Annotated in this window: 15 protein-coding genes, 1 tRNA gene, 2 rRNA genes and 1 pseudogene; 5 read left to right on the forward strand and 14 right to left on the reverse strand. The window is 53.0% G+C overall.

Translation table 11 applies throughout. The features are described from left to right. The 3 genes from rrf (CMQ96_RS26985) to rrf (CMQ96_RS26995) all read left to right on the forward strand — a co-directional run. Nucleotides 1-88, forward strand: a 5S ribosomal RNA gene (rrf, locus tag CMQ96_RS26985); the annotation flags it as partial. A gap of 14 nt (nucleotides 89-102) precedes the next feature. Continuing rightward, nucleotides 103-178 (forward strand) — tRNA-Thr (locus tag CMQ96_RS26990). A 39-nt stretch (nucleotides 179-217) separates the two neighbouring features. Further along, nucleotides 218-333 (forward strand): 5S ribosomal RNA (rrf, locus tag CMQ96_RS26995). Nucleotides 334-559: 226 nt separating this feature from the next. Here rrf (CMQ96_RS26995) and CMQ96_RS27000 read toward each other — a convergent pair. From CMQ96_RS27000 to CMQ96_RS27010, 3 genes are all read right to left on the reverse strand, one after another. Next, the gene (locus tag CMQ96_RS27000; RefSeq protein ID WP_004125860.1) at nucleotides 560-781 is read right to left on the reverse strand and encodes a membrane protein; all 222 of its coding nucleotides are present in this window, start codon (nucleotides 779-781) and stop codon (nucleotides 560-562) included. A 283-nt stretch (nucleotides 782-1,064) separates the two neighbouring features. Further along, nucleotides 1,065-4,175: an efflux RND transporter permease subunit gene (locus CMQ96_RS27005; RefSeq protein ID WP_024360646.1), complete on the reverse strand. Its 3,111-nt coding sequence runs from the start codon at nucleotides 4,173-4,175 to the stop codon at nucleotides 1,065-1,067. Between the two features lie 13 nt (nucleotides 4,176-4,188). Further along, nucleotides 4,189-5,328 carry an efflux RND transporter periplasmic adaptor subunit gene (locus CMQ96_RS27010; RefSeq protein ID WP_004139667.1) on the reverse strand — a complete coding sequence of 380 codons (1,140 nt, stop codon included), beginning with the start codon at nucleotides 5,326-5,328 and terminating at the stop codon, nucleotides 4,189-4,191. Between the two features lie 378 nt (nucleotides 5,329-5,706). Here CMQ96_RS27010 and envR point away from each other — a divergent pair, with 378 nt between their 5' ends. After that, nucleotides 5,707-6,357 (forward strand): acrEF/envCD operon transcriptional regulator, encoded by a 651-nt coding sequence (gene envR, locus CMQ96_RS27015; RefSeq protein ID WP_004139668.1) that lies wholly within the window; start codon nucleotides 5,707-5,709, stop codon nucleotides 6,355-6,357. 64 nt (nucleotides 6,358-6,421) lie between these two features. On the opposite strand, the gene fis is transcribed toward envR, so the two are convergent. The 11 genes and pseudogenes from fis to CMQ96_RS27080 all read right to left on the reverse strand — a co-directional run bounded on the left by fis (nucleotide 6,422) and on the right by CMQ96_RS27080 (nucleotide 16,482). Continuing rightward, nucleotides 6,422-6,718, reverse strand: coding sequence for a DNA-binding transcriptional regulator Fis (gene fis, locus CMQ96_RS27020; RefSeq protein WP_000462905.1), 297 nt, complete (start codon nucleotides 6,716-6,718; stop codon nucleotides 6,422-6,424). Then, a pseudogene (gene dusB, locus CMQ96_RS27025) lies at nucleotides 6,700-7,708 on the reverse strand (tRNA dihydrouridine synthase DusB). Before dusB ends, fis begins: the two are co-directional and overlap by 19 nt. A gap of 328 nt (nucleotides 7,709-8,036) precedes the next feature. After that, nucleotides 8,037-8,777, reverse strand: coding sequence for a carbonic anhydrase (locus CMQ96_RS27030; protein ID WP_064371554.1), 741 nt, complete (start codon nucleotides 8,775-8,777; stop codon nucleotides 8,037-8,039). 138 nt (nucleotides 8,778-8,915) lie between these two features. Then, nucleotides 8,916-9,797, reverse strand: a complete 882-nt coding sequence (gene prmA, locus CMQ96_RS27035; protein ID WP_049086303.1) for a 50S ribosomal protein L11 methyltransferase — start codon at nucleotides 9,795-9,797, stop codon at nucleotides 8,916-8,918. Nucleotides 9,798-9,808: 11 nt separating this feature from the next. After that, nucleotides 9,809-11,260, reverse strand: coding sequence for a sodium/pantothenate symporter (panF, locus tag CMQ96_RS27040; protein ID WP_004139683.1), 1,452 nt, complete (start codon nucleotides 11,258-11,260; stop codon nucleotides 9,809-9,811). Next, nucleotides 11,250-11,492, reverse strand: a complete 243-nt coding sequence (locus tag CMQ96_RS27045) for a YhdT family protein (protein WP_004139687.1) — start codon at nucleotides 11,490-11,492, stop codon at nucleotides 11,250-11,252. Before CMQ96_RS27045 ends, panF begins: the two co-directional genes overlap by 11 nt. Nucleotides 11,493-11,602: 110 nt before the next feature. Beyond that, nucleotides 11,603-12,952 (reverse strand): acetyl-CoA carboxylase biotin carboxylase subunit, encoded by a 1,350-nt coding sequence (gene accC / locus CMQ96_RS27050; protein ID WP_004125846.1) that lies wholly within the window; start codon nucleotides 12,950-12,952, stop codon nucleotides 11,603-11,605. 10 nt (nucleotides 12,953-12,962) lie between these two features. Then, entirely contained in the window at nucleotides 12,963-13,436 is a 474-nt protein-coding gene (gene accB, locus CMQ96_RS27055; protein ID WP_004125844.1) for an acetyl-CoA carboxylase biotin carboxyl carrier protein, read from the reverse strand. A gap of 393 nt (nucleotides 13,437-13,829) precedes the next feature. Beyond that, on the reverse strand, nucleotides 13,830-14,429 hold the full coding sequence (gene msrQ, locus CMQ96_RS27070; protein ID WP_004139694.1) for a protein-methionine-sulfoxide reductase heme-binding subunit MsrQ: 600 nt from the start codon (nucleotides 14,427-14,429) through the stop codon (nucleotides 13,830-13,832). Then, nucleotides 14,429-15,430 carry a protein-methionine-sulfoxide reductase catalytic subunit MsrP gene (gene msrP / locus CMQ96_RS27075; RefSeq protein WP_049090443.1) on the reverse strand — a complete coding sequence of 334 codons (1,002 nt, stop codon included), beginning with the start codon at nucleotides 15,428-15,430 and terminating at the stop codon, nucleotides 14,429-14,431. The genes msrQ and msrP overlap by 1 nt, the downstream gene beginning before the upstream one ends. A gap of 77 nt (nucleotides 15,431-15,507) precedes the next feature. Next, nucleotides 15,508-16,482 (reverse strand): MDR family oxidoreductase, encoded by a 975-nt coding sequence (locus CMQ96_RS27080; RefSeq protein WP_004139700.1) that lies wholly within the window; start codon nucleotides 16,480-16,482, stop codon nucleotides 15,508-15,510. Between the two features lie 219 nt (nucleotides 16,483-16,701). Here CMQ96_RS27080 and csrD point away from each other — a divergent pair, with 219 nt between their 5' ends. Beyond that, a complete protein-coding gene (gene csrD / locus CMQ96_RS27085) occupies nucleotides 16,702-18,642 on the forward strand; it encodes an RNase E specificity factor CsrD (protein WP_004139703.1) in 1,941 nt (646 codons plus the stop codon). Nucleotides 18,643-18,703 lie beyond the last annotated feature (61 nt).

Genomic DNA, 18,703 nt, shown 5'->3' on the forward strand with positions numbered 1-18,703 from the left:
CTGACCCCATGCCGAACTCAGAAGTGAAACGCCGTAGCGCCGATGGTAGTGTGGGGTCTCCCCATGTGAGAGTAGGGAACTGCCAGGCATCAAATTAAGTGTGCTGATATGGCTCAGTTGGTAGAGCGCACCCTTGGTAAGGGTGAGGTCCCCAGTTCGACTCTGGGTATCAGCACCAGTTTTTTAGGTTAAAGTTCGGCGATTTGAAAAGAATTTGCCTGGCAACGATAGCGCGGTGGTCCCACCTGACCCCATGCCGAACTCAGAAGTGAAACGCCGTAGCGCCGATGGTAGTGTGGGGTCTCCCCATGTGAGAGTAGGGCATTGCCAGGCATCAAATAAGTGAAAAGCCCATCCTGACGGATGGGCTTTTTGCGTTTTTGCGTCTACGAAAAAATCATATCCGGCAATGACGTTTCATCCGCTCGCTGTTATCCGAGGGAGCTTTGTCCGGGCTTCAGCAGCGGGCAATACAGTTTAAGCATCGTGGGGCTTACCTTCGGGGAAAGCGGTACCGGATATGACTCCGGTACCTGTCATGTCAGAGAAGAGAAAGGAATTAACGCGTCAATGCCACGATACCGAGCGTCAGACCAGCTATCGCGGCTGCGCCTCCGGCAATCGCGCCAGCAGTTTCCCAGTTATCCTGGGTCGTTCCTTTCATACAGGTATTGGTGTGGACTAATCTACCTTCAGAATCATAAACCGGCACACACGGAGAGTCGTGCGCACAGCCGGCGAGCAGCGTTGCCAGCAATGCCACTATAATAAATTTATTCATGATGTTACCTCTAAATAATCCGCTTCGCTGTATTGGAGAACCCATACACCTACGGAACGGTTTATTTTATCATCAGCAATACAGGGCGCCGCTAGAGTAAATAATCTCAATTTATGAGTAACGTAAATATCGTGAAGAAAGTCAGAAGACGATAGATAAATAATGTGTATGGGAAACCGCGGCAATTATTAAAAATTAATAAATACATTTAATATCATCAGGATAGTTACCGATACGCAGACGAAAAAAAAGGCACCAGAAAGGTGCCTTTAGATAAGAGTATTTACTCTGCGTGTTTCGTAAAACGGCGTCTTACCACCACGAAGAAGACGGGGACGAAGAAGATAGCCAGCAATGTCGCCATCAGCATTCCGCCCATAACGCCAGTACCGACCGCGTTTTGGGCGCCGCTGCCGGCTCCGTGGCTAATTACCAGAGGCAGAACTCCCAGGATAAAGGCCAGCGAAGTCATCAGGATAGGGCGTAAACGCATACGAGATGCTTCAAGTGTGGCTTCGATAATTCCTTTGCCTTCCTTATCCATCAGGTCTTTCGCAAACTCAACGATAAGAATAGCGTTTTTCGCAGACAGGCCGATAGTTGTTAATAAACCCACCTGGAAATAAACGTCATTATTAAGCCCACGTAACGACGCTGCCAGCAGTGCTCCAACCACCCCTAATGGAACGACGAGCATGACGGAGAAGGGAATAGACCAGCTTTCATAAAGCGCCGCAAGACACAAAAAGACAACGATAAGTGAAATGGCATATAAAGCTGGCGCCTGATTACCGGATAAACGTTCTTGATAAGACATCCCCGTCCAGTCGTAGCCGATCCCAGTCGGAAGCTTGCTGGCCAATTGCTCCATTAAAATCATCGCATCACCGGTACTTTTCCCGGGCGCCGCTTCGCCAAGCATTTCCATAGAGGGCAAACCATTGTAGCGCTCCAGGCGCGGGGAGCCATAAACCCAGCGCGAAGTCACAAAAGCGGAGAACGGGACCATTTCGCCATTCGCGCTGCGGACGTACATATTATTGATATCGCTCGGCAGCATACGGAATTTTGCATCGGCCTGAACGTAGACTTTTTTCACTCGCCCATGGTCAATAAAGTCGTTGACGTAATATCCCCCCAGCGCCGCGGAAATGGTCTCATTGATATCGGATAGCGAAATACCCAGAGCCTGAGCTTTCTCCTGATCGACATCCAGCTTGAATTGCGGCGTGTCTTCGAGCCCATTTGGGCGAACGCGTACCAGCTGATCCGGATGCTCTCTCACCATACCAAGGAGCTGATTACGGGCCTGGGTTAGCGCGCTATGGCCGAGGTTGCCCTGATCGATAAGCTCAAAGTCAAAACCCGTGGCCGTACCCAGCTCGATAATGGCCGGCAGGTTGAAAGGGAAGACCATGGCATCTTTAATCTGGCTGAAGGCGGCGGTTGCTCGTTTGATGATGGCCTCAACGCCATTTTCGGAACCACTGCGTTCTTCCCATGGCTTCAGGCTGACAAACGCCATACCGGAGTTTTGACCCTGACCGCTAAAGCTAAAGCCGTTAACGGTAAAGACGCTTTCAACGTTCGCCTTCTCTTTATGCAGGTAGTAATCGGTAACCGTATCAAGCACTTTTTGCGTGCGCTCCTGCGTTGCGCCTGAAGGCAGTTGGATCATGGTCATAAATACCCCCTGATCCTCATCCGGCAAGAAGGAGGTGGGCAGGCGCACAAAGAGCACGGCCATACCCACAACGATCAGCAAATAGATGATGAGATAGCGTCCGGTACAGCGCAGGATCCCACTAACGCTGTTAGTGTAGTGGCTCACGCTACGATCGAATTTCGCGTTAAACCAACCAAAAAATCCTTTCTTCTCATGATGATCGGCTGATGCGGGTTTCAATAATGTAGCGCAAAGCGCGGGGGTCAGGATCAGCGCCACCAGTACGGACAGCGCCATGGCGGAGACGATGGTGATAGAGAATTGCCGATAAATCGCTCCCGTAGAACCGCCAAAGAAGGCCATCGGAACAAACACCGCCGAGAGCACCATGGCAATGCCAACCAGCGCCCCCTGTATTTGCGCCATCGATTTTTCCGTCGCCTCTTTTGGCGGAAGCTTCTCTTCAACCATGACGCGTTCGACGTTTTCCACCACCACGATAGCATCGTCGACCAGAAGGCCTATTGCCAGCACCATGCCAAACATGGTTAGCGTATTGATGGAGTAACCGAACGTTGCCAGGACGGCAAAGGTGCCGAGCAGGACGACCGGAACCGCAATAGTGGGGATCAGCGTGGCCCGGATATTCTGTAAAAACAGGTACATTACCAGGAAGACGAGGATAATTGCCTCAAACAGCGTCTTCACGACCTCATGAATTGAGATTTTCACAAACGGCGTGGTGTCGTAAGGATAGACGACCTTCATTCCCTGGGGGAAGTACGGCTGCAGTTCGGCAAGCTTCGCTTTAATCGCAGCGGCGGTATCGAGGGCATTGGCGCCGGTAGCGAGTTTAATTCCGAGGCCTGAAGCCGGTTTTCCATTGATTTTAGCGACAACGTTGTAGTTCTCACCACCCAGCTCAATACGTGCCACATCTTTCAGATGCACCACTGAGCCATCCGCGTTCACGCGCAGCGTCACTTTGCCAAACTCTGCCGGGTCTTTCAGCCGTGTCTGAGCAATGATGGAGGCGTTTAGCTGCTGGCCTTTAAGGGCCGGCGTACCGCCAAGCTGGCCTGCTGCAATCTGATCGTTCTGTATCTGTAGCTGGTTAATGACGTCGACAGGCGTGAGGTTGTACTTATTCAGGAGATTGCCGTCCAGCCAGACGCGCATTGCATACTGCGCCCCGAAGAGCTGTACATCGCCAACGCCGTTAAGGCGGCTGATGGTATCTTTGACGTTCGATGCGACATAGTCAGAGATATCATCCTGAGTGGTGCTGGCGTTATCGGAGATGAATCCAGCGACCATCAAGAAGCTACTGCTTGATTTCTCGACGCTAATCCCCTGCTGCTGTACTTCCTGAGGCAGAAGCGGCGTCGCCAGCTGGAGTTTATTCTGCACCTGAACTTGCGCAATATCCGGATCCGTACCCGACGTAAAGGTCAGGGTGATGGTCACGCCGCCTGCAGAATCGCTGGTTGAGGACATGTACATCAGGTTATCGATACCGTTCATGTTCTGTTCGATAACCTGAGTCACCGTATCCTGAACGGTTTGCGCGTCCGCACCCGGATAGGTTGCGGAGATCGCCACCGCTGGCGGCGCGATAGTCGGGTATTGTGCAATCGGTAGCTGCATAATCGCGAGGCCACCAGCAATCATCATGATGATCGCCAGCACCCAGGCGAAGACCGGTCGATGAATAAAAAACTTAGACATAGGGATTTGTACCTTATTGCGCGACGGACGTCGCGGTATCCTCTTCGGCCTTCACGGTGACGCCGGGACGTACTTTCTGCAGACCGCTGACGATAACTTTTTCACCGGCTTTCAGACCGCTGGTGACTAACCACTTATCGCCAATCGCCTGCGCAGCGGTGACAGCCCGCGTTTCCACCTGGTTTTTGTCATTAACGAGCATCACGCTGGCCTCGCCGCGCGGCGTGCGGGTGACTCCCTGCTGGGGAACGAGAATGGCATTCGGCGACACGCCTTCATCAATGCGGGCGCGAACAAACATTCCTGGCAGCAAAGCGTGCTGTGGGTTAGGGAAGATCGCGCGTAGCGTAATTGAGCCGGTGCTCTCATCCACGGTGACATCAGAGAACTGTAAAGCGCCCTGAAGCGTATAAGGCTGACCGTTTTCCATAATCAACTGCACGTTTTTGGTGTCATTGCCGTGCTGCAGACTTTCCTGTTTCAGGCGCATGAAATCATTACTGGATTCGGTAACGTCCACATAAATGGGGTCGAGCTGCTGTACCGTCGCCATCGCGTCGGCCTGACCGTTCGTCACCAGGGCGCCTTCGGTCACGCTCGATTTGCCGATACGGCCGCTGATGGGAGAGGTCACTTTGGTGTAGGCCAGATTAATACGCGCGCTTTCCACGGCTGCTTTTGCAGCGATAACATCGGCATCAGCCTGGCGTGCGGTCGCCACCGCCTGATCGTACTCTTGCTGGCTGATATATTTTGTGCCGAGAAGAGGCGCGTAGCGTTTTACCGTTAAATGGGCGATGGCGGCTGCGGCCTCCGCTTTCGCTTCATCGCCCTTTGTGCTGTTGTAAGCTGCCTGATAAGTCGCCGGATCGATTTGATAAAGCGACTGTCCTGCGCTGACATCGCTACCTTCGACAAAGTTACGCTGCAGGATTATTCCATTCACCTGCGGGCGGACTTCCGCGACGCGGTAGGCTGATGTGCGGCCGGGTAGCTCCGTGGTGACGGATAGCGGCGCGCTGTGTACCACATAAACGGAAACCTGGGGTATCTGTGCATGCGGTTGCCCATCGCCTGAATTATCGCAACCGCTGAGCAAGATAGCCGAGATGATAAGGCTGGATAAAAGTGTAACCCTGACATGAGGTGTCATTGCTGTTCCTTATAGATTATGAGCCTGATTTGGCCACGAATCTGTGCAAGAAATAATGAATTAAAATGCGGTTTGTTATCCTACAAATAAAAAAAGATGTATGTAAGACATAGTTATTTTTTAGCCATCAGCAAGGCACGTAAAAACAAAATATCAGGGATTATGTTTTTAGGATGATCTCAAATTAAAATTTGCTTACATTGATATTTAATTCATGAATGAATTGGAATTAATTATTTGTTGTGTGTATTTATTTTATTTTGGTTTGAGATTTAACTTATCTGTATTTTTGCTAAACAATATTGATTGTCAGATGCTAGGTTTATACCTATTCAGCTATTTCCCACACTCTCAATCTGGCGTTGAGTGGAGCACCGTATGCCTAGAAGAACGAAAGAAGATGCGCTAAAGACCCGGCAGCTTCTGATTGAATCCGCCATTCAGCAGTTTGCCCTACGCGGCGTGACCAGCACCACCTTAGCCGATATTGCTGATGCTGCTGGCGTCACGCGCGGAGCGGTGTACTGGCACTTTGCGAGCAAAGCGGAGCTATTTAATGAAATATGGCAACAGCAGCTGCCGCTACGCGACCTGCTTCAGCATGAATTTCCCCAAAAAGAGAGCAAGGATCCGCTCAGCACGCTACGAGAGAAATTTATTATTGGCTTACAATATATCGCCAATAATCCCCGTCAGCGTGCGTTGATGCAAATTCTGTATCAGAAATGTGAGTTTTCCAGCGACATGATGCCGGAAGCTGAGATTCGTAAGAGAATTGGATTTAGTTACCCGATTATTGGCGGGGTTTTGCAGCTCTGTATTCGTAACGGAGTATTACCAGCGGAAACGAATGTTGAAATTTCATTAATTGTCTTACACAGCGCGTTTACCGGTATTATTAAAAACTGGCTGGTGGAGCCGGGGCAATTTGATCTGTATCGCCAGGCGCCCGCTTTGGTTGATAATATTATGTCGATCCTTTGTGGGACTACACGACAGCTGGCGACAGTGAGCCATTACAATCAATGAAATAAAAAAGGCGCTTCCCCATGCCGAAGAGCGCCTTTTATATCAAACATTTAACTGATTAGTATCAGTTCATGCCGTATTTTTTCAATTTTTTACGCAGAGTACCACGGTTGATGCCCATCATCAGGGCAGCACGGGTCTGGTTACCGCGGGTGTATTGCATCACCATGTCCAACAGGGGCTGTTCTACTTCAGCCAGTACCAGCTCATACAGGTCATTAACATCCTGACCGTTCAGTTGAGCAAAATAGTTCTTCAGTGCCTGTTTAACCGAGTCACGCAGGGGCTTTTGAGTCACCTGATCCTGAGAGTTAACGGTAGAAACGGTCAGTACGTCAGAATTTACGCGTTGTTCGAACATAGTTCTGTCAGCTCTTTATTTCTATTACGCAAAATTTTCGAAGTATGCCTCCAACGCCTCCAGCTGTTCGCTGGAATCTTCTATGGCGTTGAATGTGCGCCGAAACTGGTCATCTGGAGCGTGTTCCTGCAGATACCAGGATACGTGTTTGCGTGCGATTCGGTACCCTTTTGCCTGGCCATAAAAGCCATGCAGTTCCCGAACGTGTGCACAAAGCAAGCGCTTAACCTCTGCCAACGGCAGCGGGGGCAGCAGCTCTCCAGTGTCCAGATAGTGCTGGATTTCCCGAAAGATCCAGGGTCTTCCCTGAGCGGCACGGCCTATCATAAGGGCATCTGCCCCCGTATAGTCGAGCACAGCTCTGGCTTTAAGCGGGTCAGTAATGTCGCCATTCGCGATAACCGGAATGGAAACTTTCTGCTTAACTGCCCGAATACTGTCGTACTCAGCATCTCCGTTAAACAAGCAGGCGCGCGTGCGTCCGTGAATAGTCAGAGCCTGAATGCCACATTCTTCAGCCAGTTGGGCAATTTCTACACAGTTACGGTGTTCCGGTTCCCAACCGGTGCGAATCTTGAGAGTTACGGGAACGTCCACTGCTTTGACGACCGCCGTCAGGATGGACTTCACCTGGTCGGGGTACTGCAAGAGGGCTGAACCTGCAAGCTTACGATTCACCTTTTTAGCCGGACACCCCATATTGATATCAATAATCTGGGCGCCGCTTTCCACGTTAATACGGGCGGCTGCAGCCATCTCTTCCGGCACGCTGCCGGCGATTTGCACGGTACGAATACCGGGCTCATCAACGTGCACCATCCGTAAGCGGGACTTGTCGCTCTCCCAAACCTGCGGGTTGGAGGACATCATCTCGGATATGGTCAATCCTGCTCCCATCTCGTAACACAACGTCCGGAATGGTCTGTCAGTAATGCCAGCCATAGGCGCTGCGATGAGTCGATTCCTGAGCTGGTAGTGTCCGATGCGCATGAGTTAAGAAATGACCATACTGTGACTGCAAGGCGGCGTATATTACGCATTTTTTGCACGAGATGAAAGGCCAAACTTTGAGCAATCCTCTGCGGTGGATCAAAGAATCGCCATGAAGATTAGCGTCCATGAATAATTAGCTTTATAAATCATTGCATTAAAAATATGTGATGAATTTATCTACACATATAATTTTGTCTAACTTCTCATTTTTTCTTCCCGGAGCCGGCTGCGGGCAAGATAATCTGCTGAAGAAATCAGCAAATTACCTTGGCTTTATGTGAGTTAGCTCTCATTTCAGAACATGATCGTGAAGCATCTCTGATGTTTACTCTATGACCACGCGACCGTTCAGCGGCTGTACCGGACGATTGTTATCGTGATGCATAGCGTGGCTGAATTTTGCCAGCTGCGCTGAAGAAAGGGTCAGGGGATGCTTAAGCACAATCCAGGTTACCCCTTCTGAACAAGGCGGAGTGGTCAGAGAGCCGCTAAAGCGCCAGTAGGTTTTATCTATGGGAAGCAGGGCGTTGAGATCCATTTGCGTGACAATTTTAGCCGTCTGCTCAGCCTGCTCGGGCATGGTGGCCCACAGCTTGTTCAGTTCTGTATTTTCCGCGCCCTGCTCGAACATCACCGCCACCACGGCGACGGCGCCTTTAGCGTTCTTATGTACCAGATGCATCTCCATCGCATAGTGCTTGCCGTGGACCGTGTTTTCGCTCGGGGCATGGAAATGGAACTGCTGGAGGATAAATGGCGTACCGTCAATCGTAATGGTGTCCGCTGTCGTGGTCTTTAGCGCCGCCTGGATGGTATGGCCATTATTAATGAGCGTGATTGGGCCATCGATGTAGTGCGTATCCAGCGGTGAAAGGTGGGTTTTGAACGTGGCATCGATGTTGATGGGGGATTGGTTCATGCCGTTCTGGCAGGTTTTATACTCCTCATTGAGCGCCCCCCAGTGTTCCGGCGAACCTTCGCCTTCATAGCTCCAGTGGGAAGCGAAAACCGTAACGGGCATCATGCTTAACGCCAACAATGCCGCCTTGCCTAAAGATGTTTTCATATAATTCGTCCGATGAATAGAATGATGATTTTATTGGTAACTACAATACGTTACCTCATCATCTTATTCTTATTGAGCGCAAGATTATGTACAGAAAACGCGAAAAGTTGTGGCCTGCGATGAGGCCACAAGGAGAGATTACTTTTTATAACCGGTAATTCGGCACCACTCCTCTTTTTCCACGACGGGATCGAGCTCAAAGAGCTCGGCGTAGGCTTCACAAACGCTTTCCGCCTGGCTGGCAAGGATACCGGAAAGCCCCAGCAGACCGCCTGTAACCGGCAGCACGCTGATAAGAGGGGCCAGCTCGCGTAATGGGCCAGCCAGAATGTTGGCGACCACCACATCGGCTTTCATCGCCTCTGGCTGATCCTTGGGCAGATAAAGTTCCAGGCGTTCAGAGACCCCGTTACGTTCGGCATTATCGCGGCTGGCCTGAATGGCCTGCGGATCGATATCAATACCGATAGCTTTCGCCGCGCCCAGCTTTAATGCCGCGATAGCCAAAATGCCTGAGCCGCAGCCAAAATCGATAATCGTTTTACCCGCGAGATCGAGTCCATCCAGCCACTGCAGGCACATCGCGGTGGTGGGATGCGTACCGGTACCAAACGCCAGGCCCGGGTCGAGCATCACGTTCACGGCGTTTTCATCCGGAACATCGCGCCAGCTCGGGCAAATCCACAGTCGTTGACCAAAGCACATAGGGTGGAAGTTATCCATCCACTCGCGCTCCCAGTCTTTATCTTCCAGTTGTTCGATTTTATGCACGAAACCGACGCCCAACAGCGGATGCTGCTGCAGAATGGCGACCACCTCTGCCATATCGGTTTCGGCGTCAAACAGACCGATAACGTCCGTATCGCCCCACAGACGGGTTTCACCCGGTAGAGGTTCGAATACCGGCGTATCGTGAGTATCCTGGAAAGTAATGGAAACGGAACCCGCTTCCATCAGCGCATCACTCAGCTCTTCCGCGTTCGCGCCGGTAGTATTCAATTTCAGTTGGATCCATGGCATGGCAAAACTCTTTATTTATCAGTAGTCAATACGGCGGCTTGCGGGGCGGAGGTACCGAACCGGTTTCCGACCAGGAAAGCCAATAAGCTTAACAGCAACGAGGGCACTATCGGATGGAAGCCCAGGTACTGAAGATTAAAAGTGGCGAGTATGGCATAGAGTACGCCGCCGACGATCATCGCGCTCAATGCGCCTGTTGCATTCGCCCGTTCCCAGTACAGACCCAGAACCAGCGGCCATAAGAACACGGCCTCAAGGCCGCCGAACGCCAGCAGGTTGAGCCAGATGATCATCTCAGGCGGACGCCAGGCGGCCAGCATCATCAGGATCCCCAGCACCAGCGTGGCGATCGTTGAGATCCGCTTTAGCTTCTGTTCATTATGTTTTTTCGTCGGCTGAGCGCTGAGCCAAAGATCTTTAATGATCGTAGCTGAAGCCTGCAATAAATGGGCATTGACGTTCGACATGATCGCGGCCATCGGGGCCGCCAGAAACAGACCCGCAGCCCAGGGGGGGAGAACCTGCACCATCAGGGTCGGGATAACCTGATCCGGGACGGTCAGGTGGGGCAAAACGGCTCTACCCAGCGCGCCGGCCAGATGCATACCAAACATCAGGATCGCGACAACGATGGTACCGATGATGATGCCGCGGTGCACCGCTTTACTATCTTTATAAGAGATGCAGCGCACGGCGGTGTGCGGCAGGCCGATAACCCCGAAGCACACCAGAACCCAGAAGGAGGTCATAAATGCCGGAGTGAGGATATCGTTCGCTCCGTGCGGCGATACCAGCTTCGGGTCGATATGCTGCAGCGTATCCACGGCGTTATGCAATCCGCCTGCCGCGTGTACGACGCCAACCAGCAAGACGATGGTGCCGATCAGCATGACCATACCTTGCATCGTGTCGTTGAGGACGCTGGCGCGGAAGCCGCCGAAGGCGGTGTACAGCGCGATAGTGATGCCGAAGATCAGCAGGCCCGTTTCATATTTGATGCCGGCGGCGGTTTCCAGCAGGCGGGCGCCGCCGATAAACTGCACGGCAATCGCCCCGACAAAGGCGACCAGTAGGCTTACGCTCGCTATCCAGACGACCGCGCGGCTTTGGTAGCGCGCCTGTAGCATATCGTTAAGGGTAATCGCGTTATAGCGCCGCGCCAGAATGGCGAACTTTTTGCCGAGTATCCCTAATGACAGCCAGATTGTTGGCACCTGAATCATCGCCAGCAGCACCCAGCCAAGCCCATATTTATAGGCGGCTCCCGGCCCGCCGATAAAAGAACTGGCGCTGATATAGGTGGCGGTTAGCGTCATTGCGAGAACGAAGCCGCCCATCGAACGGCTACCGAGAAAGTATTCGCTGAGAAAGCTGCCGCTGCTGCGTTTGCGCATCGCGTAAATCGACAGACCAAACACGACCAACAGGTAAACGAGCAGTACAACGATGATTTCAAACTGCATCGTTATCCTCCAGGGAAATATCGCGGAAGATGAAACGCACCATCGCCCAGCACAGCAGAATAAACACCAGCGGTACCAGCAGGCAGGCCATTTCAAACCAGTGCGGCAGACCGGTGATACCAATACCGACGCCCGGCAGATAGGCGGCAGCCAGCCAGGCCGCAAGGTAGAGAAGGGTTAGCCACAGCGCCCAGCGCGCCTCTTTATGGGCCTGAACAAAACGCTTGTCCATTTTTTGTCCCCTGAGGATGAAGAAAGCGGGGATTGTACCGCATGGCAAAGAGGAGGGGAGAGAAAAAGAAAAAAGGCCGGGTTATCCGGCCTTTTGCAACGATGGCAGAATTACTTCTCCTGCAATCCGAGTTTTTTCTCCAGATAGTGGATATTGGTGCCACCATTCTGGAAATGCTCGTCGTTCATGATGCGAATCTGCAGATCAACGTTGGTTTTGATGCCGTCGATAATCAGCTCCTGCAGCGCATTCTTCATGCGGGCAATCGCGACATCACGGTTTTCGCCATAGCAGATCAGCTTCCCGATCATGGAGTCATAGTACGGAGGCACGGTGTAGCCTGCGTAGATATGAGACTCCCAGCGCACGCCAAAACCGCCCGGCGCGTGGAAGCGGGTAATTTTACCCGGGCTCGGCAGGAAGGTATTCGGGTCTTCGGCGTTGATACGGCATTCCACCGCATGGCCTTTAACCACAACTTCTTCCTGCTTGATGGACAGCGGCTGCCCTGCAGCGATACGCAGCTGTTCTTTAATCAGGTCGACGCCGGTGATCATTTCGGTTACCGGATGTTCAACCTGAATACGGGTGTTCATTTCGATGAAATAGAACTCGCCGTTTTCGAACAGAAACTCAAAAGTACCCGCGCCGCGATAGCCGATATCGACGCACGCTTTGGAGCAACGCTCGCCGATATAGCGACGCAGTTCCGGCGTAATGCCCGGCGCTGGCGCCTCTTCGACCACTTTCTGGTGACGACGCTGCATGGAGCAGTCGCGCTCAGCCAGATAGATAGCGTTACCCTGGCCATCAGCCAGTACCTGGATCTCAATGTGACGAGGATTCTCCAGGTATTTCTCCATATACACCATGTCGTTGTTGAAAGCGGCTTTCGCTTCCGCTTTGGTCATGGAGATGGATTGCGCCAGCTCAGCATCGCTGCGCACGACGCGCATACCGCGACCGCCGCCGCCGCCTGAGGCTTTGATAATCACCGGGTAGCCAATGCGTTTTGCATGAGCGCGGTTAACGTCCATATCTTCGCCCAGCGGGCCGTCAGAACCCGGTACGGTCGGAACGCCGGCTTTCTTCATCGCGGTGATAGCCGACACTTTATCGCCCATCAGGCGGATGGTGTCAGCTTTCGGACCGATAAAGATAAAGCCGGAACGCTCAACCTGCTCAGCGAAGTTTGCGTTTTCGGACAAAAATCCGTAACCCGGGTGAATAGCCACCGCGCCGGTGATTTCAGCAGCGCTGATAATCGCCGGGATATTAAGGTAGCTTTTTACGGACGGCGCCGGGCCGATACAGACCGTCTCATCCGCTAACAATACGTGTTTTAAATCGCGATCCGCCGTTGAGTGCACAGCAACGGTCTTGATGCCCAGTTCTTTACAGGCACGCAGGATACGCAATGCAATCTCGCCGCGGTTGGCGATAACAATTTTATCCAGCATGTTCGCCTCGTTATTCGATGACGACCAGTGGCTCGTCAAATTCTACCGGTTGACCACTTTCGACCAGAATGGCTTTCACCACGCCGGATTTATCGGCTTCGATCTGGTTCATCATTTTCATGGCTTCAACGATGCACAGGGTATCGCCTGCGTTAACTTTCTGACCGATTTCGATGAAGGCTTTCGCGTCCGGGCTCGGGGTGCGGTAGAAAGTACCAACCATTGGGGAACGTACGATGTGGCCACTGATTTCCGCTGCCGCAGGGGCTTCCATTGCTGGCGTTGCCGCAGAGGCGACTGCGTTAGACAGCGCTGGCTGTTGCTGCATCATCGGTGCGGCATAAGCCTGTTGCATCACCGGGAAACCTGCGTTTGGCGCGGCACGGCTGATGCGTACAGACTCTTCGCCTTCAGAAATTTCCAGTTCGGAGATGCCTGATTCTTCAACCAGCTCGATCAGTTTTTTAATCTTACGAATATCCATGAGTGGGTTCCGTACTCTTTGTTTAGTGTGATTGTGACAGGCGTGTTAGCACCGTCTGTAAAGCATATGAATTACTGCTGTTGCAAGATGCCGCGCTTCTTCAGAAGCCGACAGGTTAAGCCTCCGATGCTCGAAAGCAAAAAGCGAAACTTATCGGCCAATATGCGGCTATCTTCTGCCATTCTCGGGTAAAAAACAAAATATACCTTCGATGCGCGATTGTCACCTTTTCGGGACTCAAAAAGCCCGTCAGGAAAACCAAAGTCGCACATTATAACGATTTCGTAGCAATTGGCAGCTAAATACTGGTCTTATCAGGGAAGATTATCAACCGCTATCGTGAAAAGAGTGGCGGTTGATAAAAGAACTGCGGGAAACTGCACATATCCGGAATTAGCGCCACCACTGGCGGAACTTCTTGTATCGCCATGCCAGAAGCAGGACCGCCAGCAGCGCATAAATTATCGGTTGCGGGGATAAAATCTTCACCGACCACAGGTAGTGGATGGGGGCGAGGATCGCGACAACATAGACGAAGTTATGCAATGTTTGCCAGCGACGCCCCAATTTTCGCTGCATCGCTTGCGTTGACGTCGCCGCCAGCGCCAGCAGAATCAGCCAGCTGATTAACCCCAGCGTCAGGTAGGGGCGGGTGAACACTTCTGTACCCAATAGCGTCAGATTGTTAATCCCAAGTTCGAGCAGCGTATAGCTGGTCAAATGCAGCGTTGCCCAGGCAAAGCACCATAAACCGAGTAAACGCCGGGTGCGTATCAATAACGGCTGTTTAGCGTAGCGCGCCAGCGGCGAAACAAGCAAGGTAGCCAGCAGGAATTTAAGAGCCATCCTACCGGTGAAGTGCTGGATATCCTTTGCCGGATCGGCGCTGAAATACCCTTGATGCCCGGCCCAAAACAGCCAGACAAAAGGCAAAAAGCCGGCAAGATGGAGAAGCGCTTTCAGCCAGGTTATCTGCTTTACAGTCAGGCGCACTAGTAATTCTCCCGCAGGTTCAGGCCCCGGTAGAGCGAGGCCACTTCCTCGGCATAGCCGTTGAAGAGCAACGTTGGCTGGCGTTTGACGTCGAGTACGCCGCCTGCGCCGATAAAGCGCTCGGTTGCCTGCGACCAGCGGGGATGATCGACATGCGGGTTGACGTTGGCGTAGAAGCCATATTCCTCAGGCCCGGCGAGGTTCCAGGTGGTGGGGGGACGTTCACGAGTCAGTTCGATACTGACGATCGACTTTATCCCTTTGAAACCGTACTTCCAGGGAACGGTGAGTCGAACCGGCGCGCCGTTTTGCGGGGGCAACGCTTTGCCATACACGCCGACGCTGAGCAGCGTCAGAGGATGCATGGCTTCATCGAGCCGCAGCCCTTCGACATAGGGATACGCCAGCCCGCCGCCGATAAAACGATCCTTCTGGCCCGGCATCTGTTCAGGCGCATAAAGCGTTTTAAACGCGACGTAGCGTGCATTGCTGGTGGGTTCGACCAGCGACAGCAGTTTATGTAGCGGGAAGCCGACCCACGGAATCACCATCGACCAGGCTTCGACGCAGCGCATGCGGTAAATTCTCTCCTCCAGCGGGAAGCGGCTGGTCAGGTCGTCATGATCGAGCGTGAGGGGTTTTGCCACTTCACCGCCGATCGTTAGCGTCCAGGGGTCAGTGCGCAGGCTTCCGGCATTTGCCGCCGGATCGGCTTTATCCAGGCCGAACTCATAAAAGTTGTTGTAGCCTGATACCTTATCTTCCGGCGTTAACGTGAGATTGTTTTGCCATTGCGCCGGTTTATCGAACGTCAGCGCTTTACCCGCCGGTGCCGGCGGGCGGTCGTTGCCTTTAAACCAATCCAGCAGGTCAGCTTGCGCGGAGGGGGAGAGGGAAAGGGCGGTCGCGCTAATCCCCAGCATTTTCAGGACCTGGCGACGTTGCAACATAAAAACGGATTCTGCCGTCACGTCGGCTTCCGTCAGTTTTTTGGGTTTCATGGCATCCTCCGTCATGCGTTTTTCTTAGCATGGCGGAGGCGCAGCGTTATTGCGAATATGTCACGAAAAATTGCAGATTAGGCGATTTTGACCAGCGTGCGGCCCTGAATTTTATTGCTCATGATCTTATCGGCAAACGCAGGGGCTTCCGCGAGGGTGATTTCCGTTGCGCTTTGCGCGTAGAAAGATTCCGGGAGATCGCGAACCAGCCGCTGCCAGGCCTCGGCCCGGCGCGCGGGAGGGGTCATCACCGAGTCAACGCCCTGCAGGCGCACGTTACGCAGAATAAAGGGCATCACGGTAGTGGGCAGAGCAAAGCCGCCTGCCAGACCGCAGGCGGCGACGCAGCCGCCGTAGTTCATCTGCGCCAGTACTTTTGCCAGCACTTTATCGCCAACGGTGTCAACGGCACCGGCCCACAGCTGTTTTTCCAGCGGCCGGGTTTCGGCGAACTCATCGCGGCTAAGAATGCGCTGAGCGCCGAGGTTTTTAAGATATTCATGCGTGCTTTCGCGCCCGGAAACCGCCGCCACCTTGTACCCGAGATGATGCAGCAAAGCGACCGCGGTGCTGCCGACGCCGCCGCTGGCCCCGGTGACCACCACTTCGCCGTCTTCAGGACGGATCCCGGCGTCTTCCAGCGCCATCACGCACAGCATCGCGGTGAAACCCGCGGTACCAATCACCATGGCTTTACGTCCATCCAGGCCTTGAGGCATCGCCACCAGCCAGTCGCCTTTAACGCGAGCGCGCTCCGCCAGACCGCCCCAGTGGTTTTCCCCCACGCCCCATCCGGTCAGCAGCACCTGCTGGCCGGCGTGGAAGCGAGGATCTTCGCTGCTGTGGACAAAACCGGCAAAATCGATGCCAGGAATCATCGGAAAGTTGCGGATAATTTTTCCTTTCCCGGTGATAGCCAGCGCATCTTTATAGTTGAGGCTGGACCATTGGACATCCACTGTCACATCGCCCTGTGGCAGCTGGCTGGCGTCAATGGTTTGCACCGAAGAGAGAGTTTTGCCATCCTGCTGTTCTAAGATTAAAGCCTGCATGCGCCGGTCCTCATAGGTTGGATGATTGGAAAATTTTTTCTGCAGACTATACTCGCTAACGGCATTATTACACCGACGTAACGCAATAAATTGCCAGATGCGCCAGCTTTGATAGTATGCGTCGCTCTTTAGAAAGTTAGTGCTTACTTTAGTTTAGGCGCCAGCACAGGAGCCCGGATGTTTATCGGGTAGTCATTCACACGCGGAGTTAACACAGGGATGCGATTAACGACGAAATTCTCAGCTTTTGTCACGTTGCTCACCGGCCTGACGATCTTTGTCACGCTGATTGGCGCTTCGCTGAGTTTTTATAACGGCATTCAGCTAAAAATGACTAACCGCGTTCAGGCGGTGGCGACGATGCTGGATAACCGTCTGGTCTCTATGTCCTTTGACCAGATTGAACCGCAGATGGATGAACTGATGACGCCGGTCGAAGCGGTGCGCGTTGATTTTCAGCTCAATGGCAAGTCGGTCTATAGCCATTCTCGCACCGATAACTATCGCCCTTTAGGCAGCAGCAAGCAGTTTCGCGCTATCACGGTCCCGTCGCTCAAACACCCAGGTATGGCTATCCATCTGGTATACCTGGATCCCATGGCCAATTACTTCCGTTCACTGCACGTCACCGCGCCGCTTTCCATCGCCATTGGTTTTATGGTGCTGATTATCTTTTTCTCCGTGCGCTGGATCCGTCGCCAACTGGCGGGCCAGGAGCTACTGGAGCTTCGCACTGCGCGTATTCTTAATGGCGAACGTGGACCGCAGGTGCGCGGATCGGTACACGAGTGGCCAGCGAACACCAGTAGCGCGCTGGATATGCTGCTATCCGAACTTCAGTTCGCCAGCGATCAGCGAAGCCGCATGGATACCCTGATTCGTTCCTATGTCGCGCAGGATTCAAAAACCGGGCTGAGTAACCGATTATTTTTTGATAACCAGCTATCGACGCTGCTTGAAGATCAGGAGAAGGTGGGGTCATACGGCATCGTTATGATGATCCGCCTGCCGGATTTCGACCTGCTTCGCGATAACTGGGGGCGCGCGGCGACCGAAGAGCATTACTTTACGCTGATCAACATGCTTTCCACTTTCATCATGCGTTACCCTGGCGCGCTGCTGGCTCGCTACCATCGCAGTGATTTTGCCGTCTTGCTTCCGCATCGTACGTTAAAAGAGGCGGACAGCATTGCCGGGTTGCTATTGAAAGCCATGGACGCTCTGCCGCCGACGCGCATTCTCGATCGCGACGATATGATGCATATCGGGATCTGTGCTTTCCGTAGCGGGCAAACGGCGGCTCAGGTGATGGAACATGCGGAAGCGGCTACGCGCAATGCGGTGCTGCAGGGCAGCAATAGCTGGGCTGTCTATGATGACTCTCTGCCGGAGAAAGGGCGTGGCAACGTGCGCTGGCGTACCCTTATCGAGCAGATGCTCAGCCGAGGCGGGCCGCGACTTTACCAGAAACCGGCGGTGACTCGCGACGGTCGCGTACATCATCGCGAGCTAATGTGCCGTCTGTATGATGGCAAGGAAGAGGTGATTGCGGCGGAATATATGCCGATGGTGCTGCAGTTTGGCCTGGCGGAAGAGTATGACCGCCTGCAAATTACGCGACTGCTGCCGTTTTTAGGCTTCTGGCCGGAAGAAAACCTCGCGCTGCAAGTGACGGTTGAGTCTTTAATCCGCCCCCGATTCCAGCGCTGGCTGCGCGATACTTTGATGCAATGCGAAAAATCGCACCGTCGACGTATTATTTTTGAACTTGCAGAGGCGGATGTTTGTCAATATATCGGCCGCCTGCAGCCGGTTATGCGGTTGGTTAACGCTTTAGGTATTCGGATCGCCGTTGTTCAGGCCGGTCTGACGCTGGTTGGAACTAGCTGGATCAAGCAGCTCGACGTTGAAGTGATTAAGCTGCATTCGGGGTTATCGCGCAATATAGAAAAACGCAGTGAAAATCAGCTGCTGGTCCAGAGCCTGGTTGAGGCCTGTAAAGGAATGCCGGTTCAGGTTTTCGCAACCGGCGTGCTCAGCCGAAGCGAGTGGCAGGTGCTGTCTCAATGCGGTGTTACCGGCGGTCAGGGGGAATTTTTTGCCGCCTCACAGCCACTTGACACAAATGTGAAAAAATATTCGCAAAGATACTCTGTTTGATCTGCCGTTTAGCGTGATTTCACGTAGAATAATGCGCGCCATAGTGATGGGGGTGTGCTTG

It is taken from the genome of Klebsiella sp. MBT K-1 (genome assembly GCF_002556465.1).
In the GTDB taxonomy this organism is placed as follows: domain Bacteria; phylum Pseudomonadota; class Gammaproteobacteria; order Enterobacterales; family Enterobacteriaceae; genus Klebsiella; species Klebsiella grimontii.